The sequence below is a fragment of the Micromonospora sp. DT231 genome, from assembly GCF_049847025.1.
In the GTDB taxonomy this organism is placed as follows: domain Bacteria; phylum Actinomycetota; class Actinomycetes; order Mycobacteriales; family Micromonosporaceae; genus Micromonospora.
This window is the reverse complement of record NZ_JBNCNO010000007.1, coordinates 73,137-92,696: the sequence shown is the minus strand read 5'-3', so window position 1 is coordinate 92,696 and position 19,560 is coordinate 73,137. Positions and strand designations below refer to the sequence as shown.

Annotated in this window: 16 protein-coding genes and 1 riboswitch; of the genes, 7 read left to right on the top strand and 9 right to left on the bottom strand. The window is 72.8% G+C overall.

The features are described 5' to 3' along the window. Nucleotides 1-47 precede the first annotated feature (47 nt). Both ACPXBU_RS19625 and ACPXBU_RS19620 read left to right on the top strand, forming a co-directional pair. Nucleotides 48-1,310 carry an MFS transporter gene (locus tag ACPXBU_RS19625; protein WP_393370861.1) on the top strand — a complete coding sequence of 421 codons (1,263 nt, stop codon included), beginning with the start codon at nt 48-50 and terminating at the stop codon, nt 1,308-1,310. A gap of 73 nt (nt 1,311-1,383) precedes the next feature. After that, nucleotides 1,384-2,280: an aldo/keto reductase gene (locus tag ACPXBU_RS19620; protein ID WP_425759081.1), complete on the top strand. Its 897-nt coding sequence runs from the start codon at nt 1,384-1,386 to the stop codon at nt 2,278-2,280. A gap of 19 nt (nt 2,281-2,299) precedes the next feature. Here ACPXBU_RS19620 and ileS read toward each other — a convergent pair whose 3' ends face one another. The 6 genes from ileS to ACPXBU_RS19590 form a co-directional block, all read right to left on the bottom strand. Then, nucleotides 2,300-5,446 (bottom strand): isoleucine--tRNA ligase, encoded by a 3,147-nt coding sequence (gene ileS, locus ACPXBU_RS19615; RefSeq protein WP_425759080.1) that lies wholly within the window; start codon nt 5,444-5,446, stop codon nt 2,300-2,302. Nucleotides 5,447-5,734: 288 nt separating this feature from the next. Continuing rightward, complete coding sequence (locus ACPXBU_RS19610; protein ID WP_393370853.1) at nt 5,735-6,400, bottom strand: hypothetical protein; 666 nt, start codon at nt 6,398-6,400, stop codon at nt 5,735-5,737. A 20-nt stretch (nt 6,401-6,420) separates the two neighbouring features. Continuing rightward, the gene (locus ACPXBU_RS19605) at nt 6,421-7,233 is read right to left on the bottom strand and encodes a metallophosphoesterase (protein ID WP_393370850.1); all 813 of its coding nucleotides are present in this window, start codon (nt 7,231-7,233) and stop codon (nt 6,421-6,423) included. A 19-nt stretch (nt 7,234-7,252) separates the two neighbouring features. After that, nucleotides 7,253-7,795 (bottom strand): hypothetical protein, encoded by a 543-nt coding sequence (locus ACPXBU_RS19600; RefSeq protein WP_425759079.1) that lies wholly within the window; start codon nt 7,793-7,795, stop codon nt 7,253-7,255. 65 nt (nt 7,796-7,860) lie between these two features. After that, a complete protein-coding gene (locus ACPXBU_RS19595; protein WP_425759078.1) occupies nt 7,861-8,571 on the bottom strand; it encodes a hypothetical protein in 711 nt (236 codons plus the stop codon). After that, on the bottom strand, nt 8,564-9,019 hold the full coding sequence (locus ACPXBU_RS19590) for an RNA polymerase sigma factor (RefSeq protein WP_393370843.1): 456 nt from the start codon (nt 9,017-9,019) through the stop codon (nt 8,564-8,566). The genes ACPXBU_RS19595 and ACPXBU_RS19590 overlap by 8 nt, the downstream gene beginning before the upstream one ends. Before the next feature lie 247 nt (nt 9,020-9,266). On the opposite strand from ACPXBU_RS19590, the gene ACPXBU_RS19585 reads away from it, so the two are divergent. Beyond that, nucleotides 9,267-9,602 carry a hypothetical protein gene (locus tag ACPXBU_RS19585; protein WP_393370840.1) on the top strand — a complete coding sequence of 112 codons (336 nt, stop codon included), beginning with the start codon at nt 9,267-9,269 and terminating at the stop codon, nt 9,600-9,602. Nucleotides 9,603-9,630: 28 nt separating this feature from the next. Here the strand turns inward: ACPXBU_RS19585 and ACPXBU_RS19580 are convergent, their stop codons facing one another. Beyond that, the gene (locus ACPXBU_RS19580; RefSeq protein WP_425759077.1) at nt 9,631-10,338 is read right to left on the bottom strand and encodes an MBL fold metallo-hydrolase; all 708 of its coding nucleotides are present in this window, start codon (nt 10,336-10,338) and stop codon (nt 9,631-9,633) included. Between the two features lie 134 nt (nt 10,339-10,472). On the opposite strand from ACPXBU_RS19580, the gene ACPXBU_RS19575 reads away from it, so the two are divergent. Beyond that, nucleotides 10,473-10,637, top strand: a complete 165-nt coding sequence (locus tag ACPXBU_RS19575; protein ID WP_425759076.1) for a hypothetical protein — start codon at nt 10,473-10,475, stop codon at nt 10,635-10,637. 66 nt (nt 10,638-10,703) lie between these two features. On the opposite strand, the gene ACPXBU_RS19570 is transcribed toward ACPXBU_RS19575, so the two are convergent. Beyond that, complete coding sequence (locus ACPXBU_RS19570) at nt 10,704-11,510, bottom strand: inositol monophosphatase family protein (RefSeq protein WP_425759075.1); 807 nt, start codon at nt 11,508-11,510, stop codon at nt 10,704-10,706. After that, on the bottom strand, nt 11,507-12,391 hold the full coding sequence (locus tag ACPXBU_RS19565; protein ID WP_425759074.1) for a DUF5919 domain-containing protein: 885 nt from the start codon (nt 12,389-12,391) through the stop codon (nt 11,507-11,509). The genes ACPXBU_RS19570 and ACPXBU_RS19565 overlap by 4 nt, the downstream gene beginning before the upstream one ends. Before the next feature lie 156 nt (nt 12,392-12,547). On the opposite strand from ACPXBU_RS19565, the gene ACPXBU_RS19560 reads away from it, so the two are divergent. The 3 genes from ACPXBU_RS19560 to ACPXBU_RS19550 all read left to right on the top strand — a co-directional run bounded on the left by ACPXBU_RS19560 (nt 12,548) and on the right by ACPXBU_RS19550 (nt 19,547). Next, nucleotides 12,548-12,823 (top strand): hypothetical protein, encoded by a 276-nt coding sequence (locus ACPXBU_RS19560; RefSeq protein WP_425759073.1) that lies wholly within the window; start codon nt 12,548-12,550, stop codon nt 12,821-12,823. 222 nt (nt 12,824-13,045) lie between these two features. Continuing rightward, nucleotides 13,046-13,222: riboswitch (cobalamin riboswitch) on the top strand. A 311-nt stretch (nt 13,223-13,533) separates the two neighbouring features. Continuing rightward, nucleotides 13,534-17,202 (top strand): cobaltochelatase subunit CobN, encoded by a 3,669-nt coding sequence (cobN, locus tag ACPXBU_RS19555; RefSeq protein WP_425759071.1) that lies wholly within the window; start codon nt 13,534-13,536, stop codon nt 17,200-17,202. Further along, nucleotides 17,199-19,547 (top strand): VWA domain-containing protein, encoded by a 2,349-nt coding sequence (locus tag ACPXBU_RS19550; protein WP_425759070.1) that lies wholly within the window; start codon nt 17,199-17,201, stop codon nt 19,545-19,547. Before cobN ends, ACPXBU_RS19550 begins: the two co-directional genes overlap by 4 nt. The last annotated feature ends 13 nt before the right edge of the window (nt 19,548-19,560 follow it).

Genomic DNA, 19,560 nt, shown 5'->3' with positions numbered 1-19,560 from the left:
GTGTGCGATCGTGCCAGGAGACCACCCCGAGGAAGAGGACCTGCCCCGTGAGCGCCCCCACCAGTCGACCCGTTGCCCCGGACACCGCACCACCGCCGTCGCGCGCCGTGCTGCTGGCCCGCAACGGCGTCGCTGTCACCTTCACCCTCAACGGGCTGGCCGTCGGTAGCTGGTTCTCCCGGGTTCCGGCGGTCCGCGACGCGTTGGACCTCTCCGCCGGTCGGCTCGGGCTGCTGCTGCTGGCGATGAGTGTCGGCGCGCTGCTCGCCATGCCCACCTCCGGCCTGCTCGCCCAGCGGTTCGGCGCGGCCCGCACCGTCACGATGGCCACCGTGATTGTCGCGATCGGCCTGAGCGTGGCGGGGCTGGGCGCGACGATGACCGGGTCGTTCGCCATCGTGGCCCTGGGGTTGGTCGCCCTCGGCTACGGCTCCGGCGCCTGCGACGTGGCGATGAACGTCGAGGGCGCGTCGGTGGAGCGACGACTGGGTCGAACGATCATGCCCCGCTTCCACGCGGGGTGGAGCCTCGGTTCGGTGGCCGGAGCGGGGCTCGGCGCCGCGGCTGCCCGGTTCGACGTGCCGGTCGGCGCGCACCTCGTCGCGGTCGCGGTGGTCGTGTTGACCGGCACCGCGCTCGCCGCCCGGACGTTCCTGCCCGTCGTCGTCGATCACACCGGCGACCCGGCGAACGCGACCCCGGCGGCCCGCCGTCGGGCGCAGCTCGCCGCCTGGCGGGAGCCGCGCACCCTGCTGATCGGGCTGTTCGTGCTGGTGGCGGCGTTCACCGAGGGTGCCGCCAACGACTGGCTGGCCGTCGCGTTCGTCGACGGTCGGGACCTGAGCGAGGCCGCCGGCGCGGCGGTCTTCGGTGTCTTCGTCGTGGGCATGACCATCGGGCGTACCGCGGGAACTGTCGCCCTGGACCGCTGGGGTCGGGTGCCGGTGCTCAGCGGCACCATCGGGCTCGCCGTGGTCGGCGCGGGCCTGGCCGTGTTGGCGGGCTCCGGGCCGCTGGCCATCGTCGGCGTCGCACTGTGGGGCCTCGGCGCGTCGTTGGGCTTCCCGGTCGGGATGAGCGCGGCCGCCGACGAGGAGGCGCACGCGGCGGTGCGGGTGAGCGTGGTCGCGGTGATCGGCTACACCGCGTTCCTGGGTGGGCCACCGCTGCTGGGGCTGCTCGGCGACGGGGTCGGCACCCTGCGCGCGCTGCTTGTGGTGCCGCTGTTGCTGCTGCCGACCCTGCTGTTGGTGCGGGTGCTGCGCCCGCCGCACCCCGCGGAAACCGCTCCGTCAGCCCACAAAAACTAACCCAGTTCGCCGTCGGGCGGTATCGGGTGCGCGGCCGACTGCGCCGCGTACCCGCCCTGGCTAGGGTCGCCGAATGCCAACTGACGAGATCACCGCCGCCGCGGCGGGCACCTGGACCCTTGGCGACCGCACCGTGCGCCGGATGGGCTTCGGCTCCATGCGGATCACCGCGAACCCCGACCGCGACCGGGCCCTCGCCCTGCTGCGCCGCGCCGTGGAGCTGGGCGTCGACCACATCGACACGGCCGCGTTCTACGTCTCGCCCGGCGGCGTCCTGCGGGTCGGCACCGGGCCGGCCCGCTACGCCACCGAGTTGATCCGCGCGGCGCTCGCCCCGTACCCGGACGATCTGGTGATCGTCACGAAGGTCGGCTTCGGGTACGACCCGGAGGCGGGCTTCACCGAGGCGCTCACCCCGGCGCAGTTGCGCGCGCAGGTCGAGGAGAACCTCCGCCGGCTCGGCCGCGACCAGCTCGACGTGGTGAACCTGCGCCTCGGCCGGGGGCCGGGCGCGGTGCCGCTCGCCGACCGGTTCGGCGCGCTGGCCGAGTTGCGGGCCGCCGGGCTGATCCGACACCTCGGGCTCTCCAACGCCCGGCCCGAGCACCTGGACGAGGTGGCCGCCATCGCGCCGGTGGTCTGCGTGCAGAACAACTACGGGGTGGACGCCTACCGGGAGCAGGACGCGTTCGTGCGGCTCTGCGGGGAGCGGGGCATCGCCTTCGTGCCGTTCTTCGCGCTGGCCGGCACCGGTCGGGAGGCGGGCGCGGGCGCCGCGCAGAGCGAGGCCGTCGAGGCCGTCGCCCGCGCCCACGGCGTCACCCCGCAGCAGGTACGCCTGGCCTGGACGCTGCACCAGGGCCCGCACGTGCTCGCCATCCCCGGCACCGCGAACCCGGACCACCTGGCGCAGAACGTGGCCGCGGCGGCCCTACGCCTGACCCCGCAGGACCTGACCCGGCTGCGGTGATCGTCCACCCCGGCGCCGTTCAGGCCCGCACGACGTGCACCACGATCTCCTGACCGTCGCCCACGGTGCCGGAGAAACCCTCCGACAACGCGTCCAGCACCGTCAGCGTGAGCGCGAGGGTCTCGTGCGCGATGAGCAACTGGTGCGCGGAGATCGCCGCCGCCACCTCGGCGGGCGCGGCGATCGACACGGTGATCCGGTCGGCGACCTCGAAGTCGGCGTCGCGGCGGGCCTGCTGGACGATGCGGACGACGTCGCGTGCGACGCCCTCGGCCGCCAGTTCGGGGGTGATCGCGGTGTCCAGCGCGATCGTCACTCCGCGCTGGGACTCCACCACCCAGCCGCTCCGCGGCACCTCCGTGACCAGGATGTCGTCCGGGCCCACCTCGACCTGGGCGCCGTCCACCGTCAGCGGGAAGGTCCCGTTCGCCCGGACACCGTCGACCAGCTCCCGTGGGGCCACGGCGGCGACGGCCTTCGCGACGTGCTGGGTGCGGTTGCCGAACCGGCGGCCCAGGGTCCGGAAGTTCGCCTTGACCCGCACGTCGATGACCCCGCTCTGGGAGTCGAGCGGCTGGAGGATCTTGACGTTCAACTCGTCGCCGATGTCGTCGAGCAACGCCTGCGGGAGCACCGTGCCGGCCGGTAGTCCCACGAGCGCGCGGCTCAACGGCTGCCGGATCCGCAGGTTGCTCGCCTTACGCGCGGACCGGCCCGCCTCGGCCAACGCCCGCGCCGTGGCCACCTGGGCCGACAACTCGGCGCTGATCAGCGTGGTGTCGGGCGTGGGCCAGGTCGCCAGGTGCACCGACTCCGGGGCCGACCCGGCGCCACGCCTGATCACCTGCTGCCACACCTCCTCGGTGAGGAAGGGAATGAACGGCGCGAGGAGCCGGGTGAGGATGTCGAGGCACTCGTACAGGGTGCTGAGGGCGTCCGGGTCGCCCTCCCAGAAACGCTGCCGCGAGCGCCGCACGTACCAGTTCGACAGGTCGTCGACGAAGTCGGCGAGCAGTCGGCCGGCGCGGGCCGTGTCGTAGTTCTGGAGTCGTTCGTCGACGGCGGCGGCGAGGGCGTGGACCTCACCGACGATCCACCGGTCCAGCACCTGCCGTTCGGCGACCGGCTGCGCCACCTGCGGCGCCCACGTCGAGTTCGCCGCGTAGAGGGAGAAGAACGCCGCGGTGTTCCAGTACGTCATCAACACCTTGCGGACGATCTCGTCGAGGGGACCGGGCCCGATCCGGCGCGGCGACCACGGTGAGCCGGAGCAGGCCATGAACCAGCGCACCGCGTCGGCGCCGTGCGTGTCCATCAACGGGATCGGCAACAGGATGTTGCCCAGGTGCTTGCTCATCTTGCGGCCGTCCTCGGCCAGGATGTGCCCGAGGCAGACGACGTTCTCGTACGGTGACCTGTCGAAGACCAGGGTGCCCACCGCCATCAGCGTGTAGAACCACCCCCGCGTCTGGTCGATCGCCTCGCAGATGTACTGGGCCGGGTAGGTGCGCTCGAAGATCTCCCTGCTGCCCGGCACGTGGGGGTAGCCCAGCGACGCGAACGGCATCGCCCCGGAGTCGTACCAGGCGTCGATCACCTCGGGCACCCGGACGGCGTCGCGACCGCAGTCCGGGCAGGCGAAGGTGACCTCGTCGACGTACGGGCGGTGCGGATCCAACTCGGACAGGTCGGCGCCGGCCAGCTCTCCGAGCTCCGCACGGGAACCGACGGCTGTCACGTGGTTGTCCGGGCAGCGCCACAGCGGCAGCGGGGTGCCCCAGTACCGGGAGCGGGACACCGCCCAGTCGATGTTGTTCTTCAGCCAGTCGCCGTACCGGCCGTGTTTGATGTGCTCCGGGAACCAGTTGGTGTTCTCGTTCTCCCGGGTCAGCTCGTCGCGTACCTCGGTGGTCCGGATGTACCAGGACGGCTGGGCGTAGTACATCAGCGGGGTGTGGCACCGCCAGCAGTGCGGGTACGGGTGCGCGAACGGCTCGTGCCGGAACAACCGGCCGGAGGTCCGGAGGCGGTCGATGAGCAACGCGTCGGCGTCCTTGAAGAACACCCCTCCGACCAGGTCGATGCCCTCGTGGAACCGCCCGTTCGGTGCGACCGGGTTGACCAGCGGCAACCCGTACGCGCGGCAGACGGCGAGGTCGTCCGCGCCGAAGGCCGGCGCCTGGTGCACCAGGCCGGTGCCGTCCTCGGTCGTGACGTAGTCGGCGAGGACCACCCGGTGCGCGTCCGGGATGTCCACCAGGTCGAACGGCCGCTCGTAGCGCACCCCCTCCAGGGCCGACCCCGGTACGGTCGCCAGGATCTCCGCCTCGTCTCCGAGCACCCGACGGGCCAGCGGTTCGGCGACGACGAACGTGCCCCGCTCGGTGCGGGCGAGGGCGTACGTCACCGTGGGGTGGACGGCCACGGCGGTGTTGGACACCAGGGTCCACGGGGTGGTGGTCCAGATCAGCAGCTCGACACCGCTGTGCCCGGCCACGTCCCCGTGGACCGGGAACCGCACGTACACGGACGGGTCGGTGACGGTCTCGTAGCCCTGCGCCACCTCGTGGTCGGACAGGGTCGTGCCGTCGCGGGTGCAGTACGGCGCGACCCGGAAGTCCTCCACCAGGCGCCCGCCGTCGTGGATCTGCTTCAGTGACCACCAGACGCTGTCCACGTACTCCGGTGACATCGTCTGGTACGGGTGCTCCAGGTCGATCCAGTAACCCATCCGCTGGCTGAGCTGGACGAACTCGTCGACGTGCCGCAGCACCGAGGTACGGCAGCTGGCGTTGAACTCGGCGATGCCCATCTTCTCGATGTCGGGCTTGCCGCCGAGCCCCAGCTCCTTCTCCACCGCCAGCTCGACCGGCAGGCCGTGGCAGTCCCATCCGGCGCGGCGTGGCACCGAGAAGCCCCGCATCGTGCGGTACCGGGGGAAGAGGTCCTTGAAGACCCTGGCCTCGATGTGGTGGGTGCCCGGCGTGCCGTTGGCGGTCGGCGGCCCCTCGTAGAACAGCCACGGCGGACCGTCGGCGGTCTGTTCCAGACTCCTGTCGAACACGTTGTTGGTCTGCCACCACTCGATGACGGCACGGTCCATCCCACCAAGGTCGATCTTGGTGGGCAGTGGCACGAATGGCGACTTCGACGGACCGTCCGGCACCGACGCTCTCCCTACACTCCACATCCGCTCGCGCGGGCATCAGCTCACTGCCCACACGGGGACGAAGTGTCTGGCGTCTGGCCAGGACTCCGCGGTACCACCCCGCTTGCGCCCCGACCGTGCGGGCGCCGCTTGATTTCGCGACGTGACGTGCCGCTCCGTCCGGGTCTAGTGAGGCAGCGAGCTGCCCGTTCTTCCGGAGGCTCCCCGGTGATGGCCGGATCGGTGCCGATGCCGTCCAGCATAGCCGTCCGCACGCGGCGCCAAGGGCGGTGCCGGCGCGGAGCCCTAGGCGCGGAGCCAGACGCGCAGCGGACCGGTGGGGGTGAAGCCGGTTTCCAGGGCGGGGGCCAGGTCCGCCGTGGTTTCGTAGCCGACAAGCGCCGCGTCGGGCACGGTGGCGCACACCGCGCGCCAGATGTCGCGGGGGCGCTCGGTGCGGGAGAACAGGTTGGAGACGCCGTACGGGCCGCCGCCGCTGAGCACCGCTCCGCCGGTGACCGCACCCGTGTCGTCGTGGCGGGCGAGCACCCGTACCCGTGGGTCGGCCAGGAGCGCGGGGCGGAACAGCTTCCCACCGCCGTGGGCCGCCGCCCAGGCCGCCAGGTCGTCGGTGGTGACGACCGGGGTGAGGGGTACGGCGTCGGCCGGTGGCGCCGCCGGTTGCCGAAGGATCCACTGCGCGTCGAAGAGCACCCGGAACCCGTATCCGGACAGGTCGAGGTCGGCGAAGCTGTCCTTCACCGACGCGCCGGGCCCCGCGTCGATCCGGTCCAGCAGGGCCACGGCGTCGACGCCCGGCCGCCTGGTGACCGCGTCCGGGTACCACTGTGGCGAGCGGTGGGGGACCGACCAGGCGTCGGCGTCGGTACGGCCGGCCAGCCCGTGGCTGGCGCAGACGATGTCGCACCATTCGGCGTTGTCGCGGGCCGCCGTCCGCGCGTCGTCGAGCACGTCGGGAAGCCTAGCCAGGGTCAGCGGAGTCGGGTGAGCAGGATCCGGCCGCCCTCGTAGACGCCGCCGTCGATGGCGATGACTCTGTCGTCGGCGTACCGCAGCGCGGCCGCGACGTCCTGCGGCGCCACACCGAAGTGCTTGGTGAGGGTGCTGTGGCCGTGGACGAGCACGGTGCCCCCGAGCGTGCGTAGCATCGTCGACACCCGGTCGTCGGGGTTCGCCAGCACCGCGTCGCGAAAGGCACCCCGGTCGCTCATCCGGCCACAGAACTCCAGCCAGGCCGTGGGGTCGCCGGAGGCGAGAGCCATGCCGACCGCCGCGTTCACGGTGTCCACGCTTCGCCCCATCTCCAGGTAGCGGGCGGTGTCGGAGTGCACGAGCAGGAACCCGTCGACGACCGCGACCGCGGGCAGCCGCGTCATCCACTCGACATGCCGGGGCGTCAGCCGGCGCAGGTCCTCCTCCCGTCCGCCGAACCGGGCCCAGCCGCCCCGAAACCCGCCGGGCTCGTCCCACCCGGCAACGGGCGTGGTGCCGAACCGGTACGCGGCGAGCAACTGCGCCTCGTGGTTGCCCAACAGCACCCCGACGTGGCCGCCCGCCGCCCGTGCGGAGTCGGCGAGCCGCCGGATGTCGTCGATGACACCGACACCGTCCGGGCCGCGGTCGACGTAGTCGCCGAGCAGCCACAACCGCGCGCCACCCCCGGCCCAGTGGCCGGTGTGGTCGACGAGCCCGGCCTCGCGGAGCGACTCCCGGAACTCCGACCGGTGGCCGTGGATGTCCGCCGCCACGTACAGCGGCGTGAGATCGTCGAGCAGAGTCACCATGGCCGCCACGGTACGTAGCTCAGGGGGCGTAGACCAGGTCCATCGTGTCGGTGTGCCCGGACCAGCGCAGGTCGAGATGCCAGCACCCGGCCTGCGGCATGTCGATGATCGACGGGCCCGGACCGCCGGCGACCTCTCGGGTCACCCGGGTGGCGGTGCCGTCCAGCGTCGCGGTGATCACCAGGGTCGACGGCGCGGTCGGGTCGGGTGAGGTCGTGGAGGCGCGGGCCACCCACAGGATCTTGTTGTTCGACCCGTCCTCGCGGACCTGGCGCAGCGGTTGGGCGAACAACACCGCCAGGATGTCGCCAGTCTTGCCGAAGACGTGCGGGACCTGGCTGCCCCCGTGGAACCCGGCGTCCGCCCAGTCGGGCAGCGACGTCGTCTCGATCCGCGAATGGCAGCCCGTCGCGGCGCTCGCCGCGCCCGTGGCGCCTGCCGCGCTCGCCGCGGTGGTGGCGATGGTGGCGGACGGTGCCGCCGACCCGCCGCTGGCCGTGGTCGTGCAACCCGCCAGCAGCACCACGGATGCCGCCAGCAGCGACCTGCCCCATGAACTCATCTCGATCCCTCCGTACCGCGTCGGCGACTCGTATCTTCAGGACACCTGTCGCGCCCGTCCGGTTCCTAGCGCAGCGAACGGGCGATCTCGATCGCCTCGGCCTGGGTGCGGGCGCCCTCGAGCCGGTAGCTCACGTCGGCGTCCTGCCAGATCAGGGTCGAGGCGGCCAGCCGGGCGCTCTCCTTGTGGACCGTGCCCGCCCGGTCTACGTACGACAGCACGTGCGGGCCGTCGACCCACACCGCGAAGTCGCCGTTGACCTCGACCCACTCCGCTCCCGGCGGGATGACCTCCTTGTGGAAGGACAGGTTGAGACGACCGTCGAACGCGTCGACGCGCAGCGCGCCACCGTCGTAGAGCAACGTCGCCACCCGGCAGGTGCCCGTGGGGTCGGGGTCGGCGACGACCACCCGCTCGGGCGGCCCCAGCTTCGCCGGCAGGCGGATCGGGAACCGTACCGCTCGTCGTGCCTCGTCCAGACCGGCGACCCGCTGCCCGGGCAGCGGCGACGCGACGCCGCTCGGCGCCGTCTGGTCGGGCGAGACGGCGATGCTGACGCCGGCGAAGCGCAGCAGCCCGGACACCACGTCGGCGACGGCGGCACGGGTCGGCGGCAACACCGCCACCAGTACGGCGGCCAGCGCCGCCGCGGCGAGCGGACGCCACCGCAACGCCGGCCGGTGGAGCCGTTCGCGGACCTGGGCGCGCACGTCGGGCGGCTCGGGCGTCTCCAGCCAGGTGGACAGGTCACGCAGTTCCCGTTCGAGGTCACCCATGCCGGACCTCCTCCCGGTCGAGGAGGCCGCGAAGCTTCGCCAGGGCCCGGGACGTGCGCGACTTCACCGTGCCCCGGGGCCAGCCCAGCGTCGCCACCGTCTCCTCCTCGCTGAGGTCGAGGAAGAACCGGCAGACGATCACCTCACGGTCGCGTACCGGAAGTTGCCGTAGGGCCCGCACCAGCGCGGCGCGGCGCTCCCCGGCGAGGACCGCACCCACCGCGTCGTCCTCGGCGATCTCCGACGCCGGGTCCGCCGCCGCGGCGCGCAGGACGAGTCCGTCGCGCCGGCCGCGCGACCGGTGCAGGTTGCGGGTCTCGTTGGCGACGATCGCGAGCAACCAGGACCGGAAGGACGACTCGCCCCGATAACGGGACAACTTGCGGTACGCCTTCACAAACGCCTCCTGGGTGACGTCCTCGGAGTCCGAGCCCGCGCCGAGCAGCACCGCCGTCCGGTACGCGGACGCGGTGTGCCGAGCGACCAGCAGGTCGTACGCCTCCAGGTCACCTGCGCGAGCGCGGGTGACGAGCGCCTCGTCGTCCAGGGGAACCTCCGTTCGGGATCACACTCATGACACCGCCCACGCTCGGCGGGTTCCAACCCTCGTCGGGTCAGCTGTCTCCCACCCGGCGTGCAGCGTATTGCCAGGATTCGGTGCTGCACTGGAGGGGCGTCGAGGGAAGGGGTGGGGCATGAGCTGGTTCAGTCGCCGGTCACGGGGTGCCGAGGCGACCCCGACGAAGCTGGACCGGGAGGCGACCCGGGACGACCTCGCCGCGCTGGAGGCGTTCGTCACGAGCCGGCGCGGGGTGGAGTTCTACCTGGAGCCGGAGACCACCGCGACGGACACCACGGTGGTGGCGATCGCCCACGACGGGGAGTGGATCCGGCGCCGCACCGGCACACCACGGGCGGCGGGGTCCATCGCCCGCAAGCACGCGGTGCCGCTGTACGAGGCGGGCCGCACCGGCTATCCGGAACGGATGCGGGTGTGGAGCCGCGCCCACCCGGAACGCCACGCCCGCTGAGGTGCGTCCCCGGCTCAGGCTCGTCCGCTCAGGCGGTCGCGATGGCTGAGCGGGCCTGCTCACGCGTCATCGGCTCGGCGTGGCTGGACACGTACCACTCGTAGTCCTCGTCGAGCAGTCGCCGGACCATGGCCAGGTCGAGGCCGTCCTCGGGTTGGCGCAGGTGCGCCGGCGGTGGGTAGAAGCAGTCGCCCAGCAGCATGACGCCCGAGTCGGGCACCAGCACGACTGTCGAGTCCGGTGCGTGCCCGCCGCCGACGTGACGTAGCTCGACCCCGACCGGCAGCTCGTCCACGTCGGCGAAGACCCGGGTGGGCGGCAGGACGGCGAAGTCCGCCCAGGAGTCCACGGCGCGTGCCCGAGCCCGGAAGCTCGGGCCGAGGCGGGGGTTGTGGCGTACCTGCTCGTCCAGGTAGTGGTGACTCCACGGTCGGGCGGCCTCGGCGCGCAGCAGCGGCACGGCCGCCTCGTGTCCGACGATCTCGACTCCCGGCCAGGCGCAGGCGCCCCAGACGTGGTCCCAGTGGTGGTGGGTGTAGACGAGCCAGCGGGGCTGGGGTAGCCCGGCGGCCGTCAGCGCGGCCTGGATCTCGCGGGCGTGCGCGGGGCTCTGCCCGGCGTCGATCAGCACACTGCCGCGCTCGTCGGCGACGACTGCGACGCCGGCCTGGACCGCGTCCGGGTCCGGGTCGCCCGGGCAGAGCCAGACCCGGCCGGCGAGCCTGTGAAATCGCATGGCGACGATGGTGATCGACCCCCGGAATTGATCGCGGACGTTGGTCCAGTGATCGTCGATCCTAGGTAACCGGGTCGCGGCGGGTGGAACCCGACTACCTGCTGTGAACCGGGTCGTCCCGTGCCGCCGCCCTGTTGGCCGAGCCCAACCCCGCCGTGATCAAGGGGGTGCTGCACGCGCAGGGCCGCATCCCGAACCCGAGAGTACGGCTTCCGCTGCTGCCGGCGGCCGCCGCCAGCACCGACGCGGCGGTCCACCACCTCGGCGTGACCACCGCGGGTCAGTACGCCAGAGCGTGATGTCGCAGTCTTTACCGCGCGAGTACCGGTGGGCGCGGGTGCAGGTGCCCAACTACCGTCGCGGTGCTAGCCGACCGCAGCACGTTCGAGTGATCGCTGGACGAGCGTGAGGACGGATGGTAGGAGCAGCTCGTTGCCGCCGATCGTGGCGACAGCGCGCGCGCTGTGGGGCGTGCCGTCGACATCGACGACCAGGGCGCCCGCCTCTCGGGCGATCGCGACGCCCGCGACGGTGTCCCAGGGCTTGTTGTTGAGCATGATGAACGCGTCGATCCGGCCGTGTGCCAACCAGGCGAGGTCGATCGCGGCGGACCCGTGCATGCGGATCCGTTGGACGTGCCGGGTGAGCTGCTCGGTGATGGCGAGTCGTTCGGCGTTCTTCCGGCTGGCCCCGGCGCCGACCGCGTAGTCGCCGATGGCGACGACGGCGTCCGTGAGGTCGGCGACCCGGCTGGCGTGGATGCGGCGGTTGCTGGCGTAGGCCCCGTGTCCCTTGGCGGCGTGGTAGCGGGTGCCGAGGAACGGCAGGTCGATGACGCCGAGGACGGCGTCCGCGCCGTGCAGGAGGCCGAGGGAGATCGCGCACAGGGGTGACCCGTGGACGAAGTTGACCGTGCCGTCGACGGGATCGAGTGCCCAGGTCAGTGCGCTGGCGTCGCCGCTGCTGCCGTACTCCTCGCCGAGGAACCCGATGTCGGGCGCCTTGGCGGCCAGATGCGCGCGGACCTGCCGTTCGATGGCGTAGTCCACCTCGGAAGCCATGTCGCGGTCACCCTTGAAGGTCAGCGCACCGGGCTGGAGTGTCCGCATCAGGTCGTGCGCCAGGTCGACGGCCTGCTGTGCGAGGGGCAGGAGGCGGGCGTGGTCGGTCATAGCTGGCGGCTGCGATCCCAGAGTGAGGTGAACATCTCGTCGAATATCGGGTAGAGGCCGGAGGGGCGCGCGCTGCGCTCGATGACCATCGTCGGACAGTCGACGCCCCGCATCTTCGGTAGGTAGTGCTGAACAACGCAGAGTCGGTCGTCGACCAAGAGCACGTTGGCGCGGATGGACTCGTCGTAGACGCCGATGGTGAGGTGGTCTCGGGCACCTGCGGGGAGTCGGTCGCGAATGCGGCGGGCCAGGTTCTGAATGTTGAGTTCGGTGAGCGCGCTCAGGTGTCCGTCCGGATAGTCGTCCTCACGCTCCTGTCGTCTGATCGCCTGGCCGGCCGGGTCGAGGAACAGGCAACGGAGGCGGGTGCCGGCGGCGAGGAGCTTCAGAAGACGGTTGTCGGCGTACTGCTGACAGATGAGGTTGAGTGACAGGCCGGACGCCCGGATGTCCGTGGCACGGTCGAAGAGGACGTGCGGCGGCATCTCCGCCACGAAATCTGACCGGCTGGAATAGATCGCGGTGACATCAGCGCACCGGTCCCGCGCAGCCTCGTCGGCCTGTAGACCGGCGAGGTCCAGGGCCGGCTCGCGTTCGCCGAGGAGGAGCGTCATGCGGGCATGGCGTGGCATGGACAAGCCGGTGCAGATGCGGGTGAGAACATCGATGCTACTGACCCGGCGGGCACCACTGGTGATCTCGCTGACCTGCGCCTGGCTGAGACCGGTGGCGACACCGACTGTGGTTTGGCTGGCGTGGGTGGCCCGCTGGACGAGCCGGAACACCTGAGCGACATCGCGAGCAGCCAAGGCATCGAGCATGTCGGTGCTGTCCCACAGCAGGTCGGAGATGCTAAGCGCGGTAGTCGTCCGGACGCTCACGAATGGCTCCCCCTTCCTGCTCAAGGGCTGAGGGTCAGCCTATCCATTCGTCGGATGGCCGCACCGAAAGGACATCCGGAGGGCGGAAGAAAGTTATCCGCCGAAAAATCGCCCACTGTGATGGATGGCGGCGGTTGCGGTGCGCAGGGTCGTGGTGTGAGTTCTCGGTCCCGCCCACACCTGCCCATGCGCCCCGCCTGGTTGTGCCGCAACTGCGCCGCCCCGTGGCCGTGCTCCCGTGCCCAACTCGATCTCGCCGCCGAGTTCTACGGCCACTCGCTGGCGCTGGCCCTCTACCTGACGTCCTGCGTGAACGAGGCGATCCACGACTTGTACAGCCTCGGCGGACGCCCCGACCTGGCCAACATGCACGCCCGTTTCCTCGGCTGGCTGTCGCTGGCCCGGCGGCCACGCCGCTTCGAGCACGAGTAATGCACGGCGGAGCGCGTCGGTGCCGAGTCGTCTACGGCATCAGCTCCAGGGGGAGTCGCACCCGTTCTCGACCCCCTCTGCGGGCGCCCTCCGCCACCGGCCCATCAGCTTGCCGTCTGGTGCGTCAGGCGACCCCCGCGCGCCGATATTTCCGCAGGTCAATGTGGTGAGCGTGGCCGGACGACGCCGGGGTCGGCGTTGACCGGCGGCGCGGCGGTGTGGCAGCATTCGCGGCCTGACGGCAGTGAAGGAAGTCGGTGCGATTCCGACGCGGTCCCGCCACTGTCACCGGGGAGCGATCCCCCCTCGTGAGTCACGGCCGTGTGTCTGCGGCTGGAAGGCTGGGGGAGAGCGTCGATCCGGAAGCCAGGATACTTCGGCCGTCGGGATGTGCCCCAGGGCGTGGACACCCGAGGAGGACCCGATGACGCACAGCGTCTCATTCATCGACGATCATCGTCATAACCCGCATCGCGGGCGCTGCGCCGCGCCCACGGCCGGCCGCGCCGGCACGTCTCGGGCCGGCCGCCGCGGCGTACGCCAGGCCGTTGGCTTTCGGTACCGCTGAGCCGAGCGCCCGGCGCTGACCGGCCCCGACGTCCGCGTCGGCGTGTCGTCCACCCGGGCCGTCGTACCGGCTGACGCCGTACCCACCCGCTTCGTCCAGGCCGCCTCCGTGGCGGCCGGGGCGTCACTCTCCGGAGCCTGCCGTGCGCATCCTGCTGCTCTCCACCGCCGACACCGACCTGCTGGCCGCCCGCGCCAGCGGCGCCGACTACCGGCTCGCCAACCCCGCGCGGGTCGCCGCCGACGAGGTGCCCGCCCTGCTCGACGGGGTCGCCCTCGTCGTCGTACGCCTGCTCGGCGGTCGACAGGCGTGGCCGGACGGCCTCGCCGCGGTGCTCGCCACGGGTGTGCCGACGGTGGTGCTCGGCGGCGAGGCGCTGCCCGACGCGGAGCTGATGGCCATCTCCACAGTGCCGTCCGGGGTTGTCACCCAGGCGCTGGCGTACCTGGTCGAGGGCGGGCCGGACAACCTGGCGCAGTTGGCCCGGTTCCTCTCCGACACCGTGCTGCTCACCGGCGAGGGGTTCGCCCCACCCGCGCCGACCCCGGCGTACGGCGTGCACGGCGAGCACCCGACCGACCCGCGACGGCCCACCGTGGGGATCGTCTTCTACCGGGCGCACGCCCTCGCCGGCAACACCGACTTCGTCGACGTCCTCGCCGACGCGGTCCAACGAGCCGGCGGCAACCCGCTGCCGATCTTCTGCGGCTCGCTGCGGGGGCTGACCACGGGCGCGGGCCCGCTCGGGCTGTTCGCCCGCTGCGACGCGCTGCTGGTCACTGTGCTCGCGGCCGGTGGCGCGGTCGCTGCGGACGCCTCCGGTGGCGGCGACGAGGACGCCTGGGACGTCGGCGCCCTGGCCGCCCTGGACGTGCCGATCATCCAGGCGCTGTGCCTGACCAGCACCCGCGAGCAGTGGGCCGGCAGCGACGCCGGTCTGTCCCCGTTGGACGCGGCCATGCAGGTGGCCATCCCCGAGTTCGACGGCCGGATCGTCAGCGTGCCGTTCTCGTTCAAGCAGATCGACGCCGACGGGCTGTCGGTCTACGCCGCCGACGCCGACCGGGCCGCCCGGGTGGCCGGGATCGCCGTACGCCACGCCCGACTGCGGTACGTGCCCGCCGCCGACAAGCGGGTCGCCGTGGTGCTCAGCTCGTACCCCACCAAGCACTCCCGGGTCGGTAACGCCGTCGGGTTGGACACCCCGGTCTCGGCGGTCCGGCTGTTCGCCGCGCTGGCCGAGGCCGGCTACGACCTGGGTGACGCGCCGCCGCCCGACGACGGCGACGCGCTGATCCACGCGCTGATCGCCGCCGGTGGACACGACGTGGAGTGGCTCACCCCGGAGCAGTTGGCCGCCGCCGAGGCCCGGATACCGGGGCCGACGTACCGGCGGTGGTTCGACCAGGTCCCGGCCGAGCTGCGCGAGCGGATGCGGGAGCACTGGGGTGAGCCGCCCGGCCAGCTCTACACCGAGAACGGGGACATCGTCCTCGCCGGGCTGCGCTTCGGCAACGTGGTGCTGCTGATCCAGCCGCCGCGCGGCTTCGGGGAGAACCCGATCGCCATCTACCACGACCCGGACCTGCCGCCGAGTCACCACTACCTGGCCGCGTACCGCTGGTTGACAGCGCCCGTCGCGGACGGCGGCTTCGGCGCGGACGCCGTGGTGCACCTGGGCAAGCACGGCACCCTGGAGTGGCTGCCCGGCAAGGGCCTCGGCCTGGCCGCCGACTGCGCCCCCGACGCGGTCCTCGGTGACCTGCCGCTGGTCTACCCGTTCATCGTCAACGACCCGGGCGAGGGCACCCAGGCCAAGCGCCGCGCGCACGCCGTGGTGATCGACCACCTGGTGCCGCCGATGGCCCGCGCCGAGACCTACGGCGACCTGGCCAAACTGGAGCAACTGCTCGACGAGTACGCCACCGTGCAGGCCCTCGACCCGGCGAAGGTGCCCACCGTGCGGGCGCAGATCTGGGACCTCGTCCGCGCCGCCGAGCTGCACCACGACCTGCACGCCGAGGCGATGCCCGACGCGGACGACTTCGACGAGTTCGTGCTGCACCTCGACGGGTACCTCTGCGAGGTCAAGGACGTGCAGATCCGCGACGGGCTGCACATCCTCGCCGACGCGCCCACCGGTGAGCCCCGGGTCAACCTGGTCCTCGCGGTGCTGCGCGCCCCGCAGATCTGGGGCGGCGCCCACGCCCTGCCCGGCCTGCGGCAGGCGCTCGCCGTCGCGTACTCCCTCGACGAGCAGGAGCTGCTGGCGGCACCGGGAGAACGACTGACGGTGCCCACGGCCTTGACCGACGTGGTGGACGGGCCGGCCGGCACCGCCGCCGACGCGATCGACCTGATCGAGGCGCTCGCCCGGCGGTTGGTCGTCGGGATGGAGACGCTGGCCTGGGACGCCGGGGCCGTGGACGCCGTCGTCGCGGAGGTGTCCGGCCAGTCGATCCCGGACGTCGCCGCCGTGCTGCACTTCGCCGCCACCGAGCTGGTGCCCCGACTGGACCGCACCACCGACGAGCTGACCAACACCCTCGGCGCGCTCGACGGACGGTTCGTGCCGCCCGGCCCGTCCGGCTCACCCACCCGGGGTCTGGTCAACGTGCTGCCCACCGGGCGCAACTTCTACTCCGTCGACCCCAAGGCCATCCCCAGCCGCAACGCCTGGGACGTCGGGGTGGCCCTCGCCGACTCGCTGCTGGCCCGGCACCTCGCCGACACCGGGGCGTACCCCCGCTCGGTGGGGTTGACCGTGTGGGGCACCAGCGCCATGCGCACCCAGGGCGACGACATCGCCGAGGTGCTCGCGCTGCTGGGCTGCCGACCGGTCTGGGACGAGCGGTCCCGGCGGGTCACCGGCATCGAGGTGGTGCCGACCGCCGAGCTGGGTCGACCCCGCGTCGACGTGACCGTGCGGATCTCCGGTTTCTTCCGCGACGCGTTTCCGCACGTGGTGGCGCTGCTCGACGACGCCGTCCGGCGGGTCGCCGCCCTGGACGAGCCGGACGAGGAGAACTACCTGCGGGCGCACGTCGCCGCGGACCTCGCCGAGCACGGCGACGAGCGGCGGGCCACCGCCCGGATCTTCGGTTCCAAGCCCGGGGCGTACGGCGCGGGTCTGCTGCCCCTGATCGACGCCCGGACCTGGCGCAGCGACGCCGACCTGGCCGAGGTGTACGCGGTGTGGGGCGGCTACGCGTACGGCCGGGGCCTGGACGGGCGGGAGGCGCGCGCCGACATGGAACGCTCGTTCGCCCGGATCGCGGTGGCGGTGAAGAACCAGGACACCCGCGAGCACGACATCGTCGACTCCGACGACTACTTCCAGTACCACGGCGGGATGGTGGCGATGGTCCGCCACCTCACCGGCACGTCGCCGCAGGCGTACGTGGGTGACTCGGCGATGCCACACGACGTCCGTACCCGCACCCTGGGCGAGGAGACCCGGCGGGTGTTCCGGGCCCGGGTGGTCAACCCGAAGTGGATCGCCGCGATGCGCCGGCACGGCTACAAGGGCGCGTTCGAGCTGGCCGCCACCGTGGACTACCTGTTCGGCTACGACGCCACCGCCGGGGTGGTGGACGACTGGATGTACGAGCACCTGGCCGCCGCGTACCTGTTCGACGACACCACCCGCGAGTTCCTGGAGCAGTCCAACCCGTGGGCGCTGCGGGGCATCACCGAGCGGCTGTTGGAGGCCGCCGACCGGGGGCTGTGGGCCAAACCCGAGCCGGCCACCCTGGACCGGCTGCGCGACACGTACCTGGCCAGCGAGGGCGACCTGGAGGACCGGGTGTGAGCGCGAGGAGTGAGCCGGTTTTGCGAGCCCCGCAGTCGCGAACGAAAGAAGGTCCAGTGACCGTGACTTATCCGTTCAGTGCGGTGCTCGGCATGGCCGACATGCGGTTGGCGCTGCTGCTCAACGCGGTGTCCCCGGCGATCGGCGGCGTGCTGGTCCGGGGTGAGAAGGGGACCGCCAAGTCCACAGCCGTGCGGGCACTCGCCGCGCTGCTGCCCCCGGTCCGCCGGGTCGCCGGCTGCCGCTTCGGCTGTGACCCGGCCGAGCCGGACCCGGGCTGCCCGGACGGCCCCCACCGGGCCGACGTCGCTGCCGAGACCCGTCCGGCCCGTCTCGTGGAGCTGCCGGTCGGTGCCGCCGAGGACCGGGTGGTCGGCTCACTGGACCTGGAGAAGGCCCTCGGCGAGGGCGTCCGCGCCTTCGAACCGGGTCTGCTCGCCGCCGCGCACCGGGGCGTCCTCTACGTCGACGAGGTCAACCTGTTGCACGACCACCTCGTCGACCTGCTGCTCGACGCGGCGGCGATGGGCCGCAGCCACGTCGAGCGGGAGGGCGTCTCGGTCAGCCACGCGGCCCGGTTCCTGCTGGTGGGCACCATGAACCCGGAGGAGGGGGAGCTGCGTCCGCAGCTGCTCGACCGGTTCGGGCTCACCGTCGAGGTGGGCGCCAGCCGGGACCCGGAGGTCCGGGTCGAGGTGGTCCGCCGTCGGCTCGCCGCCGACGCCGACCCTGCCGGGTTCGCCGCCCGGTGGGCCGACGCCGACGCGGAGATCGCCGGCCAGGTGGCCGCCGCCCGCCGCCGGCTTCCCGGGGTACGCCTGCCGGACGCCGCGCTGCGGCAGATCGCCGAGGTGTGCGCCGCGTTCGACGTGGACGGTATGCGCGCCGACATCGTCACCGCCCGTACCGCTCTCGCCCACGCCGCCTGGCACGGCCGGGACCGGGTCGGCATCGACGACGTCCGGGTGGCCGCCCGGCTGGCCCTGCCGCACCGCCGCCGCCGCGACCCGTTCGACACCCCCGGCCTGGACGAGAAGCGTCTCGACGAGGCGTTGCAGCGTGCCCAGGACGCCCACCCCGACGACCCGGACGACGACGGCCCCGACGACCGCGGCCCGGACGGTGGCGGCCCGCAGGGCGGCGGTGGCCCGGCCGGCGATGGCGGCCCGAACGGGGGCGGCCCGAGTGGCGGCGGCGCGCCGGGCGGTGACGGCGGCGACCAGGGTGGACCCGGGTCGGCCGGGCCTTCGGCGGCGCGGGACGGCAGTGGCCCGGACGGGCGCACCGACGGCCCGGACGGTGCCGACGGCTGGCCGCAGCACCAGACGGGCGACCGGGGCGACGACGGCTGGCCGCAGCGTCAGCGGGGCGACGACGACGGGCGGCCGCAGCGCCAGACGGGCGACCGGGGCGACGACGACGGGTGGCCGCAGCGCCAGACGGGCGACCGGGGCGGCGCGAACGCGCGCCCGCGCGGTGGCCGGGAGTCGGCGGTCGGTGACGACGATCCGACCCGGAGCGGCGGGAAGTCTCAGCCGGTGGCCGTACCCCGGGGTGGGTTGAAGGCGCGGGTGCTCACCGCGCCCGGCGTGGGTGACGGGGTGCCGGGCCGGCGGTCGCGGGCCCGCACCGGACGGGGGCGTACCACAGGCGCCCGGGTGCCGACGGGCCGTGTCGGCGCGCTGCACCTGCCGGCCACGATCCGCGCCGCCGCGCCGCACCAGGCGGTCCGGGGTCGGCGCGGCGGTCCGCTGCGACTGCGCCCGGACGACGTGCGCGAGGCCGTTCGCGAGGGACGCGAGGGCAACCTGGTGCTGTTCGTGGTGGACGCGAGCGGCTCGATGGGCGCCCGGCAGCGGATGGGCGCCGTCAAGGACGCGGTGCTCGCCCTGCTCACCGACGCGTACCAGCGGCGGGACAAGGTCGCGGTGATCGCGTTCCGAGGTGCCGGCGCCCGGACTCTGCTGCCGGCGACGTCGTCGGTGCTGGCCGCCTCGACCCGGCTGGCCGAGTTGCCGACCGGTGGGCGTACGCCGTTGGCCGAGGGCCTGCTCGCCGCCGCCGATCTGCTGCGGGTGGAGCGCCTGCGCGACCCGAAGCGCCGCCCCCTGGTCCTCATCGTCACCGACGGCAGAGCCACCGCGGGTCAACGTCCGCTCGACCGCGCGGCAGCAGCCGCGAAGGTGCTGGCGGCGACGAACGCCCCGTGCGTGGTCGTCGACTGCGAGTCCGGCCCGGTCCGCCTCAACCTGGCCACCCGTCTGGCAACCCAGCTGAACGCCCCGAAAACCACCCTGGAAGCCGTCACCCACCCCCGCGATCTTGCACTTTCTGTCGCGGCATAACGGGATCAAGTGC

What these genes read in the sequence shown, in the direction of transcription:
- ACPXBU_RS19620 (WP_425759081.1), top strand. Translation starts at nt 1,384, where the DNA reads ATGCCAACTGACGAGATCACCGCCGCCGCGGCGGGCACCTGGACCCTT.
- ACPXBU_RS19605 (WP_393370850.1), bottom strand. Translation starts at nt 7,233, where the DNA reads ATGGTGACTCTGCTCGACGATCTCACGCCGCTGTACGTGGCGGCGGAC.
- ACPXBU_RS19600 (WP_425759079.1), bottom strand. Translation starts at nt 7,795, where the DNA reads ATGAGTTCATGGGGCAGGTCGCTGCTGGCGGCATCCGTGGTGCTGCTG.
- ACPXBU_RS19595 (WP_425759078.1), bottom strand. Translation starts at nt 8,571, where the DNA reads ATGGGTGACCTCGAACGGGAACTGCGTGACCTGTCCACCTGGCTGGAG.
- ACPXBU_RS19585 (WP_393370840.1), top strand. Translation starts at nt 9,267, where the DNA reads ATGAGCTGGTTCAGTCGCCGGTCACGGGGTGCCGAGGCGACCCCGACG.
- ACPXBU_RS19580 (WP_425759077.1), bottom strand. Translation starts at nt 10,338, where the DNA reads ATGCGATTTCACAGGCTCGCCGGCCGGGTCTGGCTCTGCCCGGGCGAC.
- ACPXBU_RS19570 (WP_425759075.1), bottom strand. Translation starts at nt 11,510, where the DNA reads ATGACCGACCACGCCCGCCTCCTGCCCCTCGCACAGCAGGCCGTCGAC.